This is a genomic window from Spirosoma jeollabukense (genome assembly GCF_054777855.1).
Map to the genome: position 1 here is coordinate 76,987 of NZ_BAAHAD010000015.1, position 16,625 is coordinate 93,611.

General features: G+C 48.4%; 15 protein-coding genes. 6 read left to right on the forward strand and 9 right to left on the reverse strand.

The annotated features are described in order from the left end of the window. Window positions 1–89 precede the first annotated feature (89 nt). Together ACYVEA_RS31475 and ACYVEA_RS31480 are read left to right on the forward strand one after the other, a co-directional pair. Window positions 90–1,460 carry a hypothetical protein gene (locus ACYVEA_RS31475; RefSeq protein ID WP_461117340.1) on the forward strand — a complete coding sequence of 457 codons (1,371 nt, stop codon included), beginning with the start codon at window positions 90–92 and terminating at the stop codon, window positions 1,458–1,460. A gap of 81 nt (window positions 1,461–1,541) precedes the next feature. After that, window positions 1,542–1,886 (forward strand): hypothetical protein, encoded by a 345-nt coding sequence (locus tag ACYVEA_RS31480; RefSeq protein WP_461117341.1) that lies wholly within the window; start codon window positions 1,542–1,544, stop codon window positions 1,884–1,886. An 84-nt stretch (window positions 1,887–1,970) separates the two neighbouring features. Here the strand turns inward: ACYVEA_RS31480 and chrA are convergent, their stop codons facing one another. The 5 genes from chrA to ACYVEA_RS31505 form a co-directional block, all read right to left on the reverse strand. Then, on the reverse strand, window positions 1,971–3,173 hold the full coding sequence (gene chrA, locus ACYVEA_RS31485; RefSeq protein WP_461117342.1) for a chromate efflux transporter: 1,203 nt from the start codon (window positions 3,171–3,173) through the stop codon (window positions 1,971–1,973). Window positions 3,174–3,242: 69 nt separating this feature from the next. Then, on the reverse strand, window positions 3,243–4,202 hold the full coding sequence (locus tag ACYVEA_RS31490; protein ID WP_461117343.1) for an isopenicillin N synthase family dioxygenase: 960 nt from the start codon (window positions 4,200–4,202) through the stop codon (window positions 3,243–3,245). Window positions 4,203–4,378: 176 nt separating this feature from the next. Further along, a complete protein-coding gene (locus ACYVEA_RS31495) occupies window positions 4,379–5,074 on the reverse strand; it encodes a superoxide dismutase (protein WP_461117344.1) in 696 nt (231 codons plus the stop codon). A 167-nt stretch (window positions 5,075–5,241) separates the two neighbouring features. Further along, the gene (gene recR / locus ACYVEA_RS31500) at window positions 5,242–5,853 is read right to left on the reverse strand and encodes a recombination mediator RecR (protein WP_461117345.1); all 612 of its coding nucleotides are present in this window, start codon (window positions 5,851–5,853) and stop codon (window positions 5,242–5,244) included. A 93-nt stretch (window positions 5,854–5,946) separates the two neighbouring features. Beyond that, on the reverse strand, window positions 5,947–6,237 hold the full coding sequence (locus ACYVEA_RS31505) for an ATP-dependent Clp protease adaptor ClpS (RefSeq protein WP_093825058.1): 291 nt from the start codon (window positions 6,235–6,237) through the stop codon (window positions 5,947–5,949). A gap of 112 nt (window positions 6,238–6,349) precedes the next feature. Here ACYVEA_RS31505 and ACYVEA_RS31510 point away from each other — a divergent pair, with 112 nt between their 5' ends. The 3 genes from ACYVEA_RS31510 to ACYVEA_RS31520 all read left to right on the forward strand — a co-directional run bounded on the left by ACYVEA_RS31510 (window position 6,350) and on the right by ACYVEA_RS31520 (window position 10,646). Next, window positions 6,350–7,813 carry a sodium:solute symporter gene (locus ACYVEA_RS31510; protein ID WP_461117346.1) on the forward strand — a complete coding sequence of 488 codons (1,464 nt, stop codon included), beginning with the start codon at window positions 6,350–6,352 and terminating at the stop codon, window positions 7,811–7,813. Window positions 7,814–7,965: 152 nt separating this feature from the next. Beyond that, complete coding sequence (locus tag ACYVEA_RS31515) at window positions 7,966–9,864, forward strand: TlpA family protein disulfide reductase (protein WP_461117347.1); 1,899 nt, start codon at window positions 7,966–7,968, stop codon at window positions 9,862–9,864. A 179-nt stretch (window positions 9,865–10,043) separates the two neighbouring features. Beyond that, window positions 10,044–10,646, forward strand: coding sequence for a hypothetical protein (locus ACYVEA_RS31520; RefSeq protein WP_461117348.1), 603 nt, complete (start codon window positions 10,044–10,046; stop codon window positions 10,644–10,646). Here ACYVEA_RS31520 and ACYVEA_RS31525 read toward each other — a convergent pair. Further along, window positions 10,608–11,123 (reverse strand): putative immunity protein, encoded by a 516-nt coding sequence (locus ACYVEA_RS31525; RefSeq protein WP_461117349.1) that lies wholly within the window; start codon window positions 11,121–11,123, stop codon window positions 10,608–10,610. The genes ACYVEA_RS31520 and ACYVEA_RS31525 overlap by 39 nt on opposite strands. Window positions 11,124–11,217: 94 nt before the next feature. Between ACYVEA_RS31525 and ACYVEA_RS31530 the strand changes: the two genes are divergently transcribed. Next, a complete protein-coding gene (locus ACYVEA_RS31530) occupies window positions 11,218–11,721 on the forward strand; it encodes a GNAT family N-acetyltransferase (RefSeq protein ID WP_461117350.1) in 504 nt (167 codons plus the stop codon). Between the two features lie 316 nt (window positions 11,722–12,037). Here ACYVEA_RS31530 and ACYVEA_RS31535 read toward each other — a convergent pair whose 3' ends face one another. The 3 genes from ACYVEA_RS31535 to ACYVEA_RS31545 form a co-directional block, all read right to left on the reverse strand. Continuing rightward, on the reverse strand, window positions 12,038–14,425 hold the full coding sequence (locus ACYVEA_RS31535) for a S8 family peptidase (RefSeq protein ID WP_461117351.1): 2,388 nt from the start codon (window positions 14,423–14,425) through the stop codon (window positions 12,038–12,040). A gap of 406 nt (window positions 14,426–14,831) precedes the next feature. Next, window positions 14,832–15,845: a hypothetical protein gene (locus ACYVEA_RS31540; RefSeq protein WP_461117352.1), complete on the reverse strand. Its 1,014-nt coding sequence runs from the start codon at window positions 15,843–15,845 to the stop codon at window positions 14,832–14,834. 102 nt (window positions 15,846–15,947) lie between these two features. Further along, window positions 15,948–16,568, reverse strand: a complete 621-nt coding sequence (locus ACYVEA_RS31545; protein ID WP_461117353.1) for an L-threonylcarbamoyladenylate synthase — start codon at window positions 16,566–16,568, stop codon at window positions 15,948–15,950. Between the last annotated feature and the right edge of the window lie 57 nt (window positions 16,569–16,625).

Consider the following 16,625-nt stretch of genomic DNA (forward strand, 5'->3'; position numbering starts at 1 on the left):
AGTTGATTGACAAGACGGGAACACGTAGTGGTTATCGACTTATCGAGCCTCTACAACCTTAATATACAACAACTATACAACTTGAACTTATGGAACCAACGAATCAACCCGATTTTCAGCATGGCTATGCAAGTGGTGTTGAAGGAGTTAACCGGGAAACATACGAAGGCTATTTATCGAGTCAGGTTAACACGGACTGGATTACAGACCGGATTCAGGAAAAGCGCACTGAACTGACCAACACTGAGCGCCAACTGGCCGAAGCTACTGACGCTAACAGAACCGCTTTTGCCGATCTGCAAAATTTCACAAGCCAGGTGGACCGGCTAGATAAGCAGATCAAACAAAAGGAAGCAGACCGGCAAGCACTGGAATCGGACCGCAATCAGCTACTGGAACGCCGAACAAAAGCCGCACCAGATTATTCATTGCTGGCCGGGCTTCTGTTCCTGGTCGCTGGTATTTCATTTCTGGCGGGTGATCTGATCATCTCCCACGAGATTGTAGCCTACGCACTCAACATACGTAACACCAACGAAGCCTGGGCCTTTGCCGTGGGACTAGCGATGGTATCAATTCTGCTGAAACCCGCGTACGACCGACTTATCGAGCAGCCCTATCAGGAAGATCCGGTGAAAAATGGGCGTAGATATGGCCGCTTCAAAATGGCATTAGCCGTATTTTCGGTGCTGACGCTGGCCGTACTCGGCTGGTTTCGTTATGAAGCGTACCGAACGGATCAGCTCAAAGCAGCTATCAACAAATCGGTCCGGCAGCTACAACTTAATACGGATCCTACCGCAGCCACACAGGTGCTTAGTCCGTCTACGCTGAGTAAAATTGAGAAGCAGTTGAGCGAATCCAGTGAACTGAATCTGGCACTTGTAAACAGCCCCTGGGCGTTACTCTCGTTCGTGCTGAGTGGTATTCTGTTTGCTCTGGCGGGGGCGGTATGTTTAGGCATTGCGCTACCCGTGTTATCGGCCTTTTGGTTTCGATGGTTACAGGCCGATATTAAACTAGGAAAATTGCGCCGACGCCTGAAACGACTGGACAAGGAAATCGCCCCCCTCGAAACGCAATTGGCTGAGCAACGCACACAGCAGCAAGTACTCCAGCATACTCTCGACTTGTTACCTAACTTAAAGGAATTAAAAGAAGAGCGTCAGAGTATTACGTCCGAATTGAACGAATTATTATCTGAACTCAAGTTAGCACAAACCGATAGCCGCATCAGCAATTTCAACGATGGCTACGGTCAGGGAGAGGCTACACGCACCGTCTTGACAGACGACGAACAACGACAGTTGCGGAAAGAGATGCTTGCTCTCCAGAACAGCAATCGTAGTCGGTCGGGGGAAGCCCGTACCAACGGTTCTGATAAAGGAACAAATGGCAAAACGCAGGGGCTACTACGCCCTTACCAGACCATCCGAAATTATCTCTCGGATGAACTCTAGTCAGGCCATTTTGCGAATTGATTAGTACTATTGTCTTTCAATAAATACTGCGAATTATGCAACAAATCTAAGGGGGTGATTATGGATTTCTCGAAAATAGGTGCCGCTATTATTCTCTTTCTGGTCGGTTCTTTCGGGCATTGGTACATCATGTACTGGCAATTCAAATCGGACAAATGGATCCGCTCACCGATACCTTATTTATTAGCGATAGCCTGTACCTGGGTTTGGATTAAAGCGTCTAAATACGGCGTCGAAGGATTCAATGGGTCTATGTGGTCGAACCGATTTTTGTTTTTTGTTACGGGCGTAATTGCCGGAGCTATCCTGTACCCTCTTCATTTTGGGCAGCCATTCACGCTTAAAGTAGCCGTCCAGCTTCTGCTGGCCATTTCCATTATTGTCGTTTCAGTCGTTTGGAAATAAAGCTGGTTACGGAGTCACTGCCAAACTTTACGGCGTAAAAAGGCAGTACAAAAGCCCGAGTGCTTACTACCTATTGAGGGCTTTTCAGATAAGTATTCCTGCCAGCAAGCCGCCCAAAATCAATACGTAAGGGGGGATTTTGGTGTATAGAAGTACACCGATCGTGACTAGCACCACTACCACCGACGGCCAGTGAGCAGCCATCGGTTCGAATAGGGCGATGGCCGCAGCTGCCGTCAGGCCCGTGCTAGCTGCATTGATGCCGCCTAAAGAAGCCCGCACAACCCGATAGCGTTTTAGTTGCTCCCAAAAACGATACACGAAGAAGATAAGGAACGTACCTGGCAGAAATATGCCGACTGTCGAGACTATTCCGCCCCACAGTTGACCATGCATACCGGCATCGCGCATGGATAGCGCACCAATGTAGGAGGCAAATGCGAAAACGGGACCTGGTACGGCCTGTACCAGGCCTAAGCCCGACAAAAACTCCTCACGGGTCAGGTAGTGTTTAAAAGCGACAAACTCATTATAGAGCATGGGCGTCAATACCTGTCCTCCCCCGAACACGAAGCTGCCGTTACGGTAAAAATTTTCAAATAAGCGCACAGGTAATGACTGTGTAATCGCCCCCAGGCCAGCAGCCGCAATGAACACCCCCAGCCATAGAAAAAAATTAGCCCACTGCACACGCAGGGGCTTCTTTTCCATTCGTTCCTGTTTTTCGTAAGTCAGTGCGGTAGTGAGTCCACCAACGGCGATCACAATGGGCGTCATCACCGGCGACCGGAAAACATAACCGACCAATACCGCTGTTAGAGCCAGCCCCAGACTGATTTGATTCTTTATTACTTTCCGACCAATTCGATACCCGGCTACAATCATAAAACCGACGGCCATAGGTTGAATAAATCGGGTAAACTGGAGTGACAACTGGTGTTTTTCCAGATAATAGATACCCATCCCGGCGGCTATCATGATACTTACAGCAGGGAGTATCCAGATGATCAACGTAATGTACGCCAGATTCGGGCCGCCGAATTTAAAGCCAATAGCCGTAATCGTCTGGGTTGATGTTGGACCGGGGAGAACCTGACCAAGCGCATTCAGTTCCAGCAGCTCATCCTCCGTCAGATACCGCCGTTTTAAAACTAGTCGCTCATGAAACATGGCCAGATGCACCTGCGGTCCGCCAAACGTCGTCAGCGCCAGAACCAGCACATCTTTCAGAAAGATAATGTACCGGATTCGACGTACGGGCTTAACGGTTGGCAGATGTGGCAGCATAGGATGCGATCGGGAGAGGCAGTCTAATCAACGTCCGGGCTGGCGACCCAGCCCGGACGTTGTACGCACTTACGCTTTTTTTAGACCAAGTTCCATCAGCCGCTCGTCCAGGAACTCACCTGCTGTCATGTTCACATATATTTTAGGGTGCTGCGCATCAATGCAGCTTTCCAGACTGGTTAGATCCATATCAGCACGAGGGTGCATGAAGAACGGAATCGAGTACCGCGACTGGTTCATCTTCTCCCGGGGCGGATTGACCACCTGATGAATGGTTGATTTCAGTTTGTGGTTGGTCAGTCGGTCGAGCATATCGCCTACGTTCACCACAACCTGGTCGGGAAGGGCCGTAATGCCAATCCATTTACCATCACGACGGAGCACTTCCAGCCCATCAGCCGAAGCGCCCATAAGCAACGTAATAAGGTTAATATCACCATGAGCAGCAGCCCGCACCGCGCCATCCGGCGTGGTGTCAGGATCGAGCGGGAAATAATGCAACGCCCTCAAAATACTATCGCCGTTCTCAACTTTATCGTCAAAATAATTTTCGGGGAGCTTCAGATAGAGGGCAATGGCACGTAGCAGTTGCTTGCCGGCATTCTCCAGTGTTCTGTAAGCGGTTAATGTCGCTTCGCTAAACTCAGGAAATTCCTCCGGCAGTACGTTGGCAGGCATGTCGCCTTCGGGTTCCGGCTGACCAATGTGGTAAAACTCCTTCAAATCCGCCACTTTAAATCCTTTGGCGGTTTCTTTCCCCTTCCCGATGTAGCCACGCTGGCCATTCAGTTCGGGGTGTTCATATTTCTGTTTCAAGGTATCAGGCGAGGAGAAAAAAGCCTGTGCTGAATCGTATAACCGCTTAGTCAAGTCCTCAGTTAAACCGTGATTGCGAATGGCAACAAAACCGATTTGATTAAACGCCCTACCCAGATCCTGCACAAAACGGGCTTTGCGTTCGGGATCGCCTGAGGTGAAATCCGCCAAATCTAATGACGGAATTTCGTTGTATAATTCTTCTGATAACATGGACTAAACTATTTTTTGCAAAAATACAAAAGTTTATAAGGCAGTTATAAAGTTGTAGAGTCATATAGTTGTAAAGTTTAAGGACACACCAGCCAACTTTACAACTTTATGACTCTACAACCTAAAAGGCGGCCCCGCCCAACGGCGTACCGTTTTGTAACTGCCTATTCTATTAACTACGCGCCGAAGTTCTTTCCTACTTTATTCCAGTCTACTACGTTCCAGAAAGCCGTTACGTATTCTGGCCGACGGTTCTGGTATTTCAGGTAATAGGCGTGTTCCCACACATCAAGTCCCAGAACAGGCGTGCCTTTTTTCTCGGCCAGCGCCATCAATGGGTTGTCCTGATTAGGCGTCGAGATGATTTCAACATCGTTGCCATTCTTGATGAGCCATACCCAACCGGAACCAAAACGGCCCGTAGCCGCCTTGCCCCACTCGGTTTTAAAATTGTCGAACGACGTATATTTCTTGTTGATGGCATCAGCCAGTGCTCCTTTGGGTGCTCCACCAGCGTTAGGGCCCATGATATTCCAGAAGAACGTGTGGTTCCAATGGCCACCCGCATTGTTACGTACGGCGGGGGGCGTAGTGCTACTCACGCTCTTTACTAAAGCGTCAATGTCCATCTTGGCCATGTCGGTCCCGGCTACGGCTTTGTTCAGGTTATCCACATACGCTTTGTGGTGCTTATCGTGGTGGATTTCCATCGTCATTTTATCAATGTGCGGTTCGAGCGCACCAGCGTCATACGGGAGGGGTGCCAGTTTGAAAGGGCCTTCTGCCTGAGCGGGCGAAAAACCAAACGAGCGGAAAGCGACCAGCCCGGCCGAAGCACCAAAGGCCATTTTCAAAAACTCGGAGCGATTCATGCGAATGTTGGTTTGTAAGAAAACAAAAATGCGTTTGTGACCGAAGGTCCACTAAACAGAACATGCCAAGCAGTCGAATGTTCAATGAAATCCGGGTCACAAACGCAAAGAAACGAGTTTTTGTGGTTTATAAACGGTGTTGGGTCATACAAATCCAAACGCCCGTTTTAGTCATAGGCTATCCGACTCAGAATACTACGTCCGAGCGTGACTTCATCCGCATATTCGAGATCGCCCCCAATCGGAACACCCCGTGCAATCGTCGAGATTTTGAGGTTGAATGGCTTAAGCTTTTTCTGAAGATAAAAAGCGGTTGTATCGCCTTCCATTGTGGGACTAATGGCCAGAATAATTTCCCGTACCTGTTCGCTCTCTTCCCCACGCAGGCGTGTCATGAGTGAGTCAATCTGCAAGTCGCTTGGTCCGATTCCTTCAACGGGTGAGATAATCCCCCCCAGCACATGATACAAGCCTTTATACTGGGCTGTATTTTCAATGGCCAGTACGTCTCGGGTATCTTCTACCACGCAGATCAGCGACTGATCGCGCTTCATGCTGGCGCAGATCGTGCAGAGATCGTTATCCGACAGGTTATGACATTTGCGACAATACTTAACCTTCGTCCGCATAGCCGTCAGACTCTGGGCCAGCGTTTCGGTTTGTTCTTCATCGCGTTTAAGGAGGTGCAGCACCAGTCGCAGGGCAGTTTTCTTCCCGATTCCCGGCAGTTTCGACACCTCGTTTACTGCGTCTTCTATAAGTTTGGATGGATACTCCAAGAGAATGATGACCGGGTCGCCGGTGCGATTATGAATGATAAATTATAAATGATGAATTATGAACACTTATCATTCATAATTCATCATTCAACATTAATTCAATACTTCCGCTGAGATGCCCCGACGGCAAATTTCGTTACGCATTGGGACGAGTTCTTCCCATGATCCGTTCTTGACAGAGCATTTGCCTTTGTAATGAATAAGAAGCGTACATTGCTCGGCCTGTTCGGGCGTATGCGCGCAGACATCTATCAATGTTTCGATTACGTGGTCGAACGTATTGACTTCATCGTTGAAGACCACGAGGTTATGAACGTCGGTTTCAACTACTTCGTCGAGTACATCTACATTGGTCGACCAATCGTTTTCTTCAAAAGGTTGCATGGGAGTTAAATGCGTGTTTACTTAGCAAATTTACGGCAAAATGGCCATCTTTAAAACCATTGCCGCGTAATAAAAGAACCCCTTTTTGGCCTGAAAAGTTGCCTCATTTCGCATGAATACCACCCTCGCTTTAGTGATCCTGATTGCCTACTTCGGGATGCTGATTGCTGTTTCTTTCTATACCGCCCGCGGAGCCGACACTAACGCTTTTTTTACGGCCAACCGGCAGTCGCCCTGGTGGTTAGTAGCGTTTGGAATGATCGGTACGTCGCTTTCGGGCGTTACGTTCATTTCGGTGCCGGGTGCCGTCGGGAAGATTGGATTTTCGTACTTCCAGGTCGTCCTTGGCTACATTATCGGCTACATCGTGATTGGTACGGTGCTGATGCCGCTCTACTACCGGTTAAACCTTATTTCCATCTACGGGTACCTCGAAAAACGCTTTGGCTTCTGGTCCTATAAAACCGGGGCAGGGTTCTTTCTATTAGCCCGGACAGTTGGCTCGGCCGTTCGGCTCTATGTAGCGGCTGGCGTTTTACAGATAGCCTTGTTTAATGCACTGGGCATCCCATTTGAAGTGTCGGTACTGATTACAATTGGACTGATCTGGGTGTACACTTTCAAAGGGGGCGTTAAAACGATCATTGTGACCGATACGCTCCAGACCGTGTTTCTGGTTACGGCTGTCGTATTAACGATCGTACTTATTTCAAAAGAATTGGGTCTCTCGTTTGGTGAATTAGTTCAGACCGTGAAAGCCAGTCCGATGTCGCAGGTATTTTATTGGGATGCCAACGACCCCAAGAATTTCTTCAAACAGTTCATCTCAGGAGCCTTCATTGCCATTGTCATGACAGGCCTAGATCAGGATTTGATGCAGAAAAACCTGACGTGTAAGAACATCGGCGAGGCTCAGAAAAATATGTTCTGGTTTACCGTTACGCTGGTATTTGTCAATTTTATGTTTCTGTCACTCGGCGTATTGCTCTACGTTTTTGCGCAACGGGAAGGTATTGCCATTCCCACAAAAACCGATGATCTGTACCCACTGCTGGCGCTGAATCATCTCGGTTTGGTAGTTGGTATTACGTTCCTGCTCGGCATCACGGCCGCTACGTATGCCAGCGCCGATTCGGCATTAACCGCACTGACGACTTCATTCTGCGTGGATTTTATGAACGTCGAAAAACGGCCCGAAGCTGAGCGGTCACGGATTAAGCAAATTGTTCACATCGGATTTTCACTGCTTTTCTACGTCGTTATCATCGCTTTTAGACAACTCAACAGTAAGGAAGTTATTACGGCTGTTTTCGATATTGCGGGCTATACCTATGGGCCGCTTTTGGGACTTTATGCCTTCGGTATTTTTAGCAAACGTCCGGTTATGGATCGCGTTGTGCCATTTATTTGTCTGGCGTCTCCTGTGTTTACCTACGTTGTCAATGAGAATTCAGCGGCCTGGTTTGGCGGGTATCAGTTTGGCTTTGAGCGCCTGCTGCTCAATGGTTTATTTACGTTCATAGGCTTATGGGCCGTGTCGAAGCCCGTGCAAAAAGAAGAACCGGTACTGGTATAAATAAATATCAACATTGATTTTTAAACACAGATGCACAGAGAACATAGAGGTAAATAGTTAAAAAACGATCTTAAGTCTTAGTGTACGCTGTGTCTTTGTGTTTAAAAAATAGTTAGATTTTACCTGGATACATAGCTGTTAAGTCATTCAGTATGAATACGAAGCCTTTCTTTTCCTTACTTTTGATAGCGGTTACTTGTCTGCCAGCTACCGCTCAATTCTGTTTTTCACCAGAAAAACCGCAGGTTGGACAGCCTGTTTCGTTTACGTATTCACCCCAAACGACGCCCTTAGCCAAAGACAGTACGCTCGAAGGTCGATACGTTCGGTATGGTGCCCCCAACATGATGCAACTGAGCCGTCCGGCAACCGTTACGTTGATTCGGCAGGGGAACGATTATGTTGGTCAACTGCCTGCGTCGGCAAAAGAGGTGACTGGAACTATGCTGCTGTTTCGGAACAGTAAAGTGCCGAATCGCACGGATGTCAATAAAGGTCAGCTTTACGTAATTCCGATTTGTGATGCATCAGGTCGAACGGTTCCCCACGCCATTGGCGGACAGGCATCCGTTTTTACCCGAAGTCACTATCTATACGAAGCGGGTGCCCGTTCTGATCCAAACTGGGTCGCTACGTTGTATGAACATGAAATGCTGCTTCATCCTGAGGTGCGCTCTCAATATTGGGCCGATTATCTGGCCGCATTAGTGAAGCAAAAGAAGCCCGGTTATGGTCCAAAAGTAAAAGCTGGCATTGAGTCGTATCTGGCTTCCCGGACCACGCCAACCGTTGCTGAGTTGATGGATGGCGCTCAGTTGTATGAAAGCATTGGTGATTTTCCGAAGGCCAACGCCCTCCGGGAGCGACAGAAAGCGGTAGATCCGGCAGGTTCGCTTATGCAGAAAGATCGCTCGATGGCGATTCGCAGTGAAACCGACTGGACTCGCAAAAAGACGGCTTACCTGGCCTTCGCCAAAGATTTTCCAACGTCCACGCTTCTGCCCGCTCTGACGGTTATGATGACGGATGGCTATTTTAAAAACAACGACATAAAGGGACTATTAACGTTCGTTGATCAGCAATCTCCGGCGCAACTAGATGTGCTGATGTTGAGCACAATGGCGAATCAATTAGCTGAAGAACGCCGGTCGCTGCCTGAAGCTGAGCAGTTGGCCAAACGGGGCATAGCTGTGCTAAAAACGCAGCCGAAACCAGCCAGCGTAACGGGTAATTGGGAAGTCGAAAAACAAGTTCGGCACCGGCATCTGATGAACGCCTATGCTTTGGCGCTACTACAACAGGAAAAATATACCGAAGCCTATACGGCCTATCAGGACGTTATCAATCCCGAGGATGTAGAGAATAGTGACCCACGTACCAATGAGCGCTATTTCCTTAGCGCGCTACGTACGAATCACGCTAATGACGCCCGCCCCTTCATCGAATCTGCCGTGCAGGTTGGCAAGGTGACACCTTCCCTTAAAACGACTCTGCACGACTGGTATGCCAAACAACCCGGCAACACCGGTGCCAAAGCAGATGCCTATCTGGCCGACCTGGAATCCGACCTGAAGGCGGAGCAAATGGACGAACTACGGCAATTGCTCATCAACGAACCGGCGCCCGCCTTCTCACTCACCGACCTGAAGGGGCGAACCATTTCATCGTCGGCGCTACGGGGTAAGGTGGTCGTGCTGGATTTCTGGGCAACCTGGTGTGGGCCGTGCGTAGCGTCATTTCCGGCCATGCAGGAAGCCCAAACGCGTTTCCAGAACGACGAAAACGTTAAATTTCTGTTCGTCAACACACGCGAAGGCGGGCCGCTACAGCGCGTACATAATTTCATGAACAGGAACCCATATCCATTTGTCGTGCCGCTTGACACCCAGCAGAAGGTAGCCAAATCCTACAAAGTACAGGGTATTCCCACGAAAGTGGTAATCGGGCCGAACGGGCGCGTGCGTTACCGACACGTCGGTTACTCCGGTGATCCCGAAACAACGGTCAATGAATTGTCTCTGGTGGTTGAGATGTTGAAGCAGGGGAAGTAAACCGGTCGACTCGCTATCGGTTTTCTTGTATCTGATCGCTTCCATACAATTTATTCAGGCGTACCGCCAGTTTATAACGCGATTAGTTCAGTTGGTGCGACAGGGCGTTGAATCCAGACTCGTTGACGATCAATTTTGGGCCTCAATGAGTGCTGACAACACCGAACAACCTCACCTTTATGAACAATCGCACGCTTGGCACCTTTGGTTTAGCTGGTGCCCCTGCTTTTCTACTAAGCATGTTACTTCCAGTGCTTTATCCCGGGCTGGCAAAAACCGCCTTTGATGGCTTGAGTGGATTCGTATTTATGCTAACCTGGATGGCTAGTCTGGTTGGGCTTATCCGATTGAATGCCACGGGTAACTCGTTCTTTGGACGTTTTATTATCCGGGCCAACTTAGTGACGCTTACCTTAGCCAACTTCTGGAATATCTATCAGGCTATCCAGCCTTGGGCCAACACACGTTTATACTGGTTTCTGGATGCCTTCTGGCCCATCAGTATGCTTACTATGTTGCTAGTTGGCATCACCATAGCTCGGGTAGGCAGATTGCAGAGCTGGAAACGATATGTACCCTTAGCGGTTGGCCTATGGTTACCCATAACGGCACTAACATCCAGCCTGGCAGGGCTTCCGATGTTTGCTGGACCGGCCCAACAGTTTGATAGCAAGTTTTATACCATGCTCTTTTCGGGCCTCTACTCAGCCGTATGCTGGGGCTTGATGGCTTATGTTGTCAGATCAACAGTTGAATACAAACCAACAGAGGTGATTTCTTAATGTTTGATCATCAAGAACCAGTTCACGAATAGCATCCGGAAGCTGGTCCCGCTGCCATCGACATTCTTTTAGTCCCAGTTTATCCTGCTCATTTTCGTCAACCGACTCCCTCACAGCTCGGATGGCGTAGGCAGCGGCACCCAGTTCATGGGCTGCCACATGAGCCACCGCCACGGCCTGGCCAGCGGCCAGTGCGGCAAACTTAGCCGCGTCAGACATGCCTTTTGCCGCAGCGTTTGCCGCAAACGCTGCTTTATGTGCTTGTTTCATGGGTATCTCTCCGTTTACCCATGCCCGAGTTAATTCAATGGCTTGTCTGGGTCGTTTATCGTCAGCGTTGGCTTGCTCAAACAGGTGCAATACGTGCTCTGCGCAGGTGGCCGCCCATAATGCCAATAAATGATGCGTTGAATCGGTTAAGGTCCCACCCCGTCTTAGAGTGATAAATCTCGGATCTCTTTCCTTCGGTAATATCATTGTACAACCAGAAATATCAATTTCATCACTGTCCTGGTCTTGGTTAACTATCGGCAAAATACCTTATTTGCGGTGAATTATCAATTTACGCCTAATGACCGTTCGCCAAGCAACCACCGCCGATCTTCCGGCACTAATGACCCTTATTCAACGTATTGTGCCGCTGATGCGCGAAGCCGGTAACTTTCAGTGGGATGCGCATTATCCGAACGAAACCGTTTTTGGTCAGGATATTGCCAAAGGGCAACTTTGGGTTGCCGATATAGATGGACAACTTGCCGGTCTGGCCGCCCTCACCGAAGACCAGGAGCCCGAATATGCACAGGTTGGCTTCGATCTCAGCCAGCGGGCTATTGTAACGCATCGGCTGGCCGTAGACCCGGCATTTCGGGGGCAGGGCGTTGCGGCTGCGCTCCTGACTCAGGCCGAGCAGTTGGCGATTGATCGAGGTATTTCGTTCCTGCGCATTGATACAAACTCCGAAAATCAGGCCACTCAAAAACTGTTCCCCAAATTAGGGTATCAATACGCCGGAGAAATCACCCTTGGTTTCCGACCCGGTCTGCGGTTTATGGCCTACGAGAAGAAATTAGTGTAATCCGATGAAGATTGATGCCGTTCGAAGCTCTTTGAGCAGAATGATTCGAGATTTAGCTGAAAATCTATTTTTAGTCGATTCCAATTCATCAGCCGTTAGTTTATTGGGACATATTGTGCGGGGAAATGCTGATAAAGAACACAAGGATGAAGGCCGGTAACTTTAGGCTATTTCTGAGCGCGAAAGCAACTCGGTCGATGAACTTCAGCCCATCCAAAACTGGATAAGAAAAATAAGGCTACTCAACAATTGAGTAGCCTTATGAAAGAGTAAAGAAAAAGCGTACGTGTCAAAAACTTTATACGCCAATTACGCCCTATTGGTGGCGAATGATTTTAACCGTCCTGCTTTGTGTTGGGGTGCTCACTTGCAGGAAATATAAGCCCGGAGCACGGCCAAGTGAAACTTTGTGGCTTTCTACGGCTTCAGCCATTTCTATCGACTGACTGCCGGTTAATTCACCCAGGCTGTTGCTCACCTGTAGTTTAAGGGGTTGGCCTTCAACACCTCTCACTTCAATCTCTACCCGGTCGGTAGCAATTGGGTTCCCTTTTACCATCACCTGCAAATTGCTACCCACCTCATTGGCCGCTACACGGGCTCTGTTTTGATTTTTGCAGTACGCATCAAAGTTGAAGTCATATACCACTTTCACGCTGCCCTGCATCGCCGTAATGATTATGTTTTTCGGGTCGTTACGTAGTCCAGCTTCCACAATCCCCGTTGTGCTGGTAGGGGAGGTGCGGATAACGCCGGGAGCGGTGAACGTAATCGGAGAACCATTACCACCGCTGGTCAGGATCGTTATTCTACCTGTCTGGCAGTCATAAAGCGGCTGAAGTAACACCAGGGGTTGACCAAATGTCAGCGCTTTGTCGGCCTGAATAAAACCAAAGCCTGTACGGAAGTCAAAGCCGGTATCGAATCCAGGTGTCAATGGATCATCCATATCAATAGCCGTTGTTCGCAGGCGTAACAGCACCTCGTCGGGTGACAGGCTGTTTTTAGTTTTTTCCTGAAGCAGTGCGGCTACTGCGGCTGCATGAGGAGCCGCTGCCGACGTTCCGAAGAAGTTCGGGAAGTTATCCCCATCGCCACCCGGAAATGCCTGGCCAAAGAACGTAGTATTACCACCATCAGCGGCTGAAATTTCGGGCTTCAGCCGGGTAACCGACGGAATTGGTTGACCATAAGTTGTAAACAGAATGGGCGTACCACCGGCTGAGGAGAACGTTTCAATAACAGGCGCCTGCAATGCAGGGTTGAATTCGGGTGTTTGCGACCAGCGAACCGCACCAACGGCAATAGCACCGGCGGCATTGGCGTGTCCAACCGTTGTACTGCTGTTGGTCGCAAACTGATACGTAGCACCGGAGCCATAATCGATCCACTTGATAAGCTTTGGATCAGGACCGGCATATTTTACAAGGGCAATTTCAATTTCAATTGGAGCCCTTGAGTTGTTAACAATGTCGACACCTTCGATGGGATCATCGTTCAGATTATTCCCAAAACTCGATAAGCCTACTTGGAGCACACCCTGATAATAAACATAAATGTCCATATCCGTCTGAGCACCTTTGGGGCTTCCTTCTTCTATACTGGTCGAATAGAAAGGATCGCTCCACTGGAAAATAGGGAAAAATTCGCCACCCGCTGGAATCGTAATTTTTTGGGTTATCGCACCATTACCAAAGTTATGGGCCTGGCCTTCAACGGTAAATGTTGAACTGCTTGGACTTGGTCTGCCTGAATTCAGGAATTGGCTGGTGTAGGATTTACGGGCAGAATTGCCGGCCGACGAGAAGTACGTGACGTTACGCGCCTTTACGTAGTCAACAGCTTGAGCGATAATACCGTCCTGAAAAAATGGCTCGGCAAAATAGAAGATATCATCCACGATAATATTGCAACCTGCTTTGGCCAGGTTTATAATACCAAGAGCAAAACCGACCTGGCCATTAAATGCCGAATTGAAAGCAATGTCTGCGCCAGGAGCCACATCATGAACGATTTCGGCCATAGCCCGGCCTTCGTCTGAACCATTCGTTAAGTCATCAATCTCTTCCAGTACCTGAACATTGGGTGGTAAGTCGCCGGAGGCTACGCCATCAGGTGCTCCCCCAAGCGCATTGTACGAATCGGATAAAACTCCGACTTTGTTGCCAGCTCCCGTTACGTTAAATGTTTGCCGGGCAACGTCAGACCGCATGGCTTTATCACCCTGGGAGTTAACTTTTCCTGCATTCCGGAGGGGCGCATAGGAGGGCCGTGCTACGTGCAGACTAGCCACGTTTTTAAGCTGGTCTAATTTGTTGATGGGGAAATAGCCGAAAACGATACGCTGAAAATACTTACCACCCGTCAGCCCCATGGCTTGCAGTTCGTTAAGTAGGGCCTGTCCATCAGCGTCATTTGAGATGGCTTCAATGGCAATCTTGCCATCACGAACGATGGTACGATCCACCCTTGTCAACCCGGTGGTGTTGTTTTCCTCCAGGACACCATCCGATGGAGCCGCTTGCCGGAGGTTACTACTTTTCTGAGCCGTTCCTTTGGCCTGAATGTTAAACAGTGCAGGTGTGAGTTTGGCCGCTTTGGCCGCTTCCTTGAGTGTAGTTTGCCCGAAACCAATAAACGGTTTCCAGAGCAGGAGGCTAATTACGAGTGCAATCAGACTTTTGTTTCGTAAAATGTTTGACATAAAAAAGGGATTGATAGGTAAGATAAAAGTAATGATAAGACCGTAGTGTGAGCTACAGCCGTCAAGGTAACAAAGCAAATTACGATAATCAACTGTAGGATCTTATCTAGGGAGATGCCTAAATACAATCATATTGGTTACACTAAATCCTAGTGGATGCTGATTATACAGAAAATGGCCTTATTGAGCCGAATATAGACGTTTTGACGCTGAATTCAGGTGTTTTGATCAACTGGAATTATTTTTTGATTTAACGGTAAAAATTTTTTGCTTTTATCTTCGTTTCACCTTACCAAATGGTCTGTTTTCTTCGTGGATTTTATAAAATTCGTTATCACAAAAAAAGCCCTGGCAGCATTGCCAGGGCTTTTTTTGTGATAACGAATGAGTTGATCTATCAGTCAGCTTATTGGTATTGAATATACATCGGTTTTGGATCGAGCGCCAGTACTTCTTCGGGCGTCATAATGCGGGAGCCTGGTTTGCGAAAATCGTTTTCGTAGAACAGTTTGAAGCCTGTGTACTGAACGGGCTCTTTCTGAATATAATCGTGATAAGAGTCTTTTTTGAGTACTGGCGGTCCCCAGCCATCCATGTCCATGACAATCTGGACGTTCGGGTCGAGTTTAATGTTTTTATAGTTTTTAATCATACCCTGGGTGAAACGGTGCACCACCAGCACTTTGGGGGGCAGCTTATTTTCCCGAACGATTTTGCTCAGAAACTGCACGGCCTGATTCACGTCAGCCGCATCATAACTCCCGATTTTGGTGCCGGGTTTGGCACCCGTAACCATGGAGAACTCCGGGTCGATACCCAGATGAACGAATGGCAGTTTGAGGTATTTCTTCATATACTCCATTTCCGGGCCAAGCGGAGCATGACCTCGCTGAATATCCAGAAATACAATGGCTTTATGCTCGTTTCCCCATTTCAGGACTTTCTTGATCGTTTTATCTGACATCCGCATCCGGTAGCCACCATCCTTGCCCGGCAATCCCTGCGCCGACGTAGCGACTAAGTGGAGGGCGGGTTGAATGGGCGTGGCCGGATCGGCTTTTTGCCAGTTTTTAATTTCATTATCAAGCCGTTGCAGCATTTCCTCTTTTGGATATTTACCCAACGCGCCCATCTTCTTGGAGTGTGGGTTACCATAGTAAGCAAAAATGCGGTATTTGGGAAGCAGGGCGCCGGAAGGAGGTGCATAGGTCAGCGAGTCGAGCGTGGAGTCGCCCGTCGAAACGGCCCGGACTGACGAAATGGAACCCGTTTCCGACGAATCAGCAGTTGTATCTGTGTCCGCCGATGTTTTGGTTATAGAGGTACCTGCTTTAGACGTATCGTCCTGTTTAGATTGAGTAGAGCAACTACTGAGTTGCCATAGAGCCACTAAAGAGAATGTGGCCAGTGAAAAACGCATACTAATATGATAAGTTATAAATGATTCATAAAAAAAGGGTTACATTCCTTTTTGAAGGAATATTAACCCTACGTTGCAAGTATAGAGTCTTAAAGTAACTTTTCAAAGTACTAATTCACCTAACCCCTGACGAATAACCGAAAAGTCATCATCCGTGGCGTCAACGATGGTCGATGCTACGTTCCCTCCATAGCCACCATCAACGACAATATCTACCTGATGTTGGAATTTCTCGAAAATCAACTCAGGATCAGTGGAATACTCAATTATTTCATCCTCATCCCGGATTGAAGTCGTTATAATTGGGTTACCAAGCTCATGCACAATCTGACGTGGGATGTCGTTATCCGGAACGCGAATACCTACGGTTTTCTTATTCGTATTCAGCAGTTTTGGTACGTTGCCAGTGGCTTCAAGGATAAACGTAAAGGGGCCGGGCAACATCTTCTTCATGAGTTTAAACGCCTGATTGCTTACCCGGGCATAGTCGGCGATGTGGCTCAAATCATAACAAATAAACGAAAAGTCGTTTTTAGTGGGCTTGATTCCCTTAATTCGAGCCACGCGCTCAACGGCACGCGTATTATGAATGTCGCAACCCATACCATAAATTGTGTCGGTTGGGTAAATAATAACCGCCCCATCGCGCAGGGCTTTCACAATATGTTCAATCCGACGTGGGTCCGGGTTTTTGGGATACAATCTGATGAATTCAGCAGCCATTTTCAGTGAGCAGTTAATCTGTAAACGGTCGTCAATGGAAACGTATAAAAAGCTTGT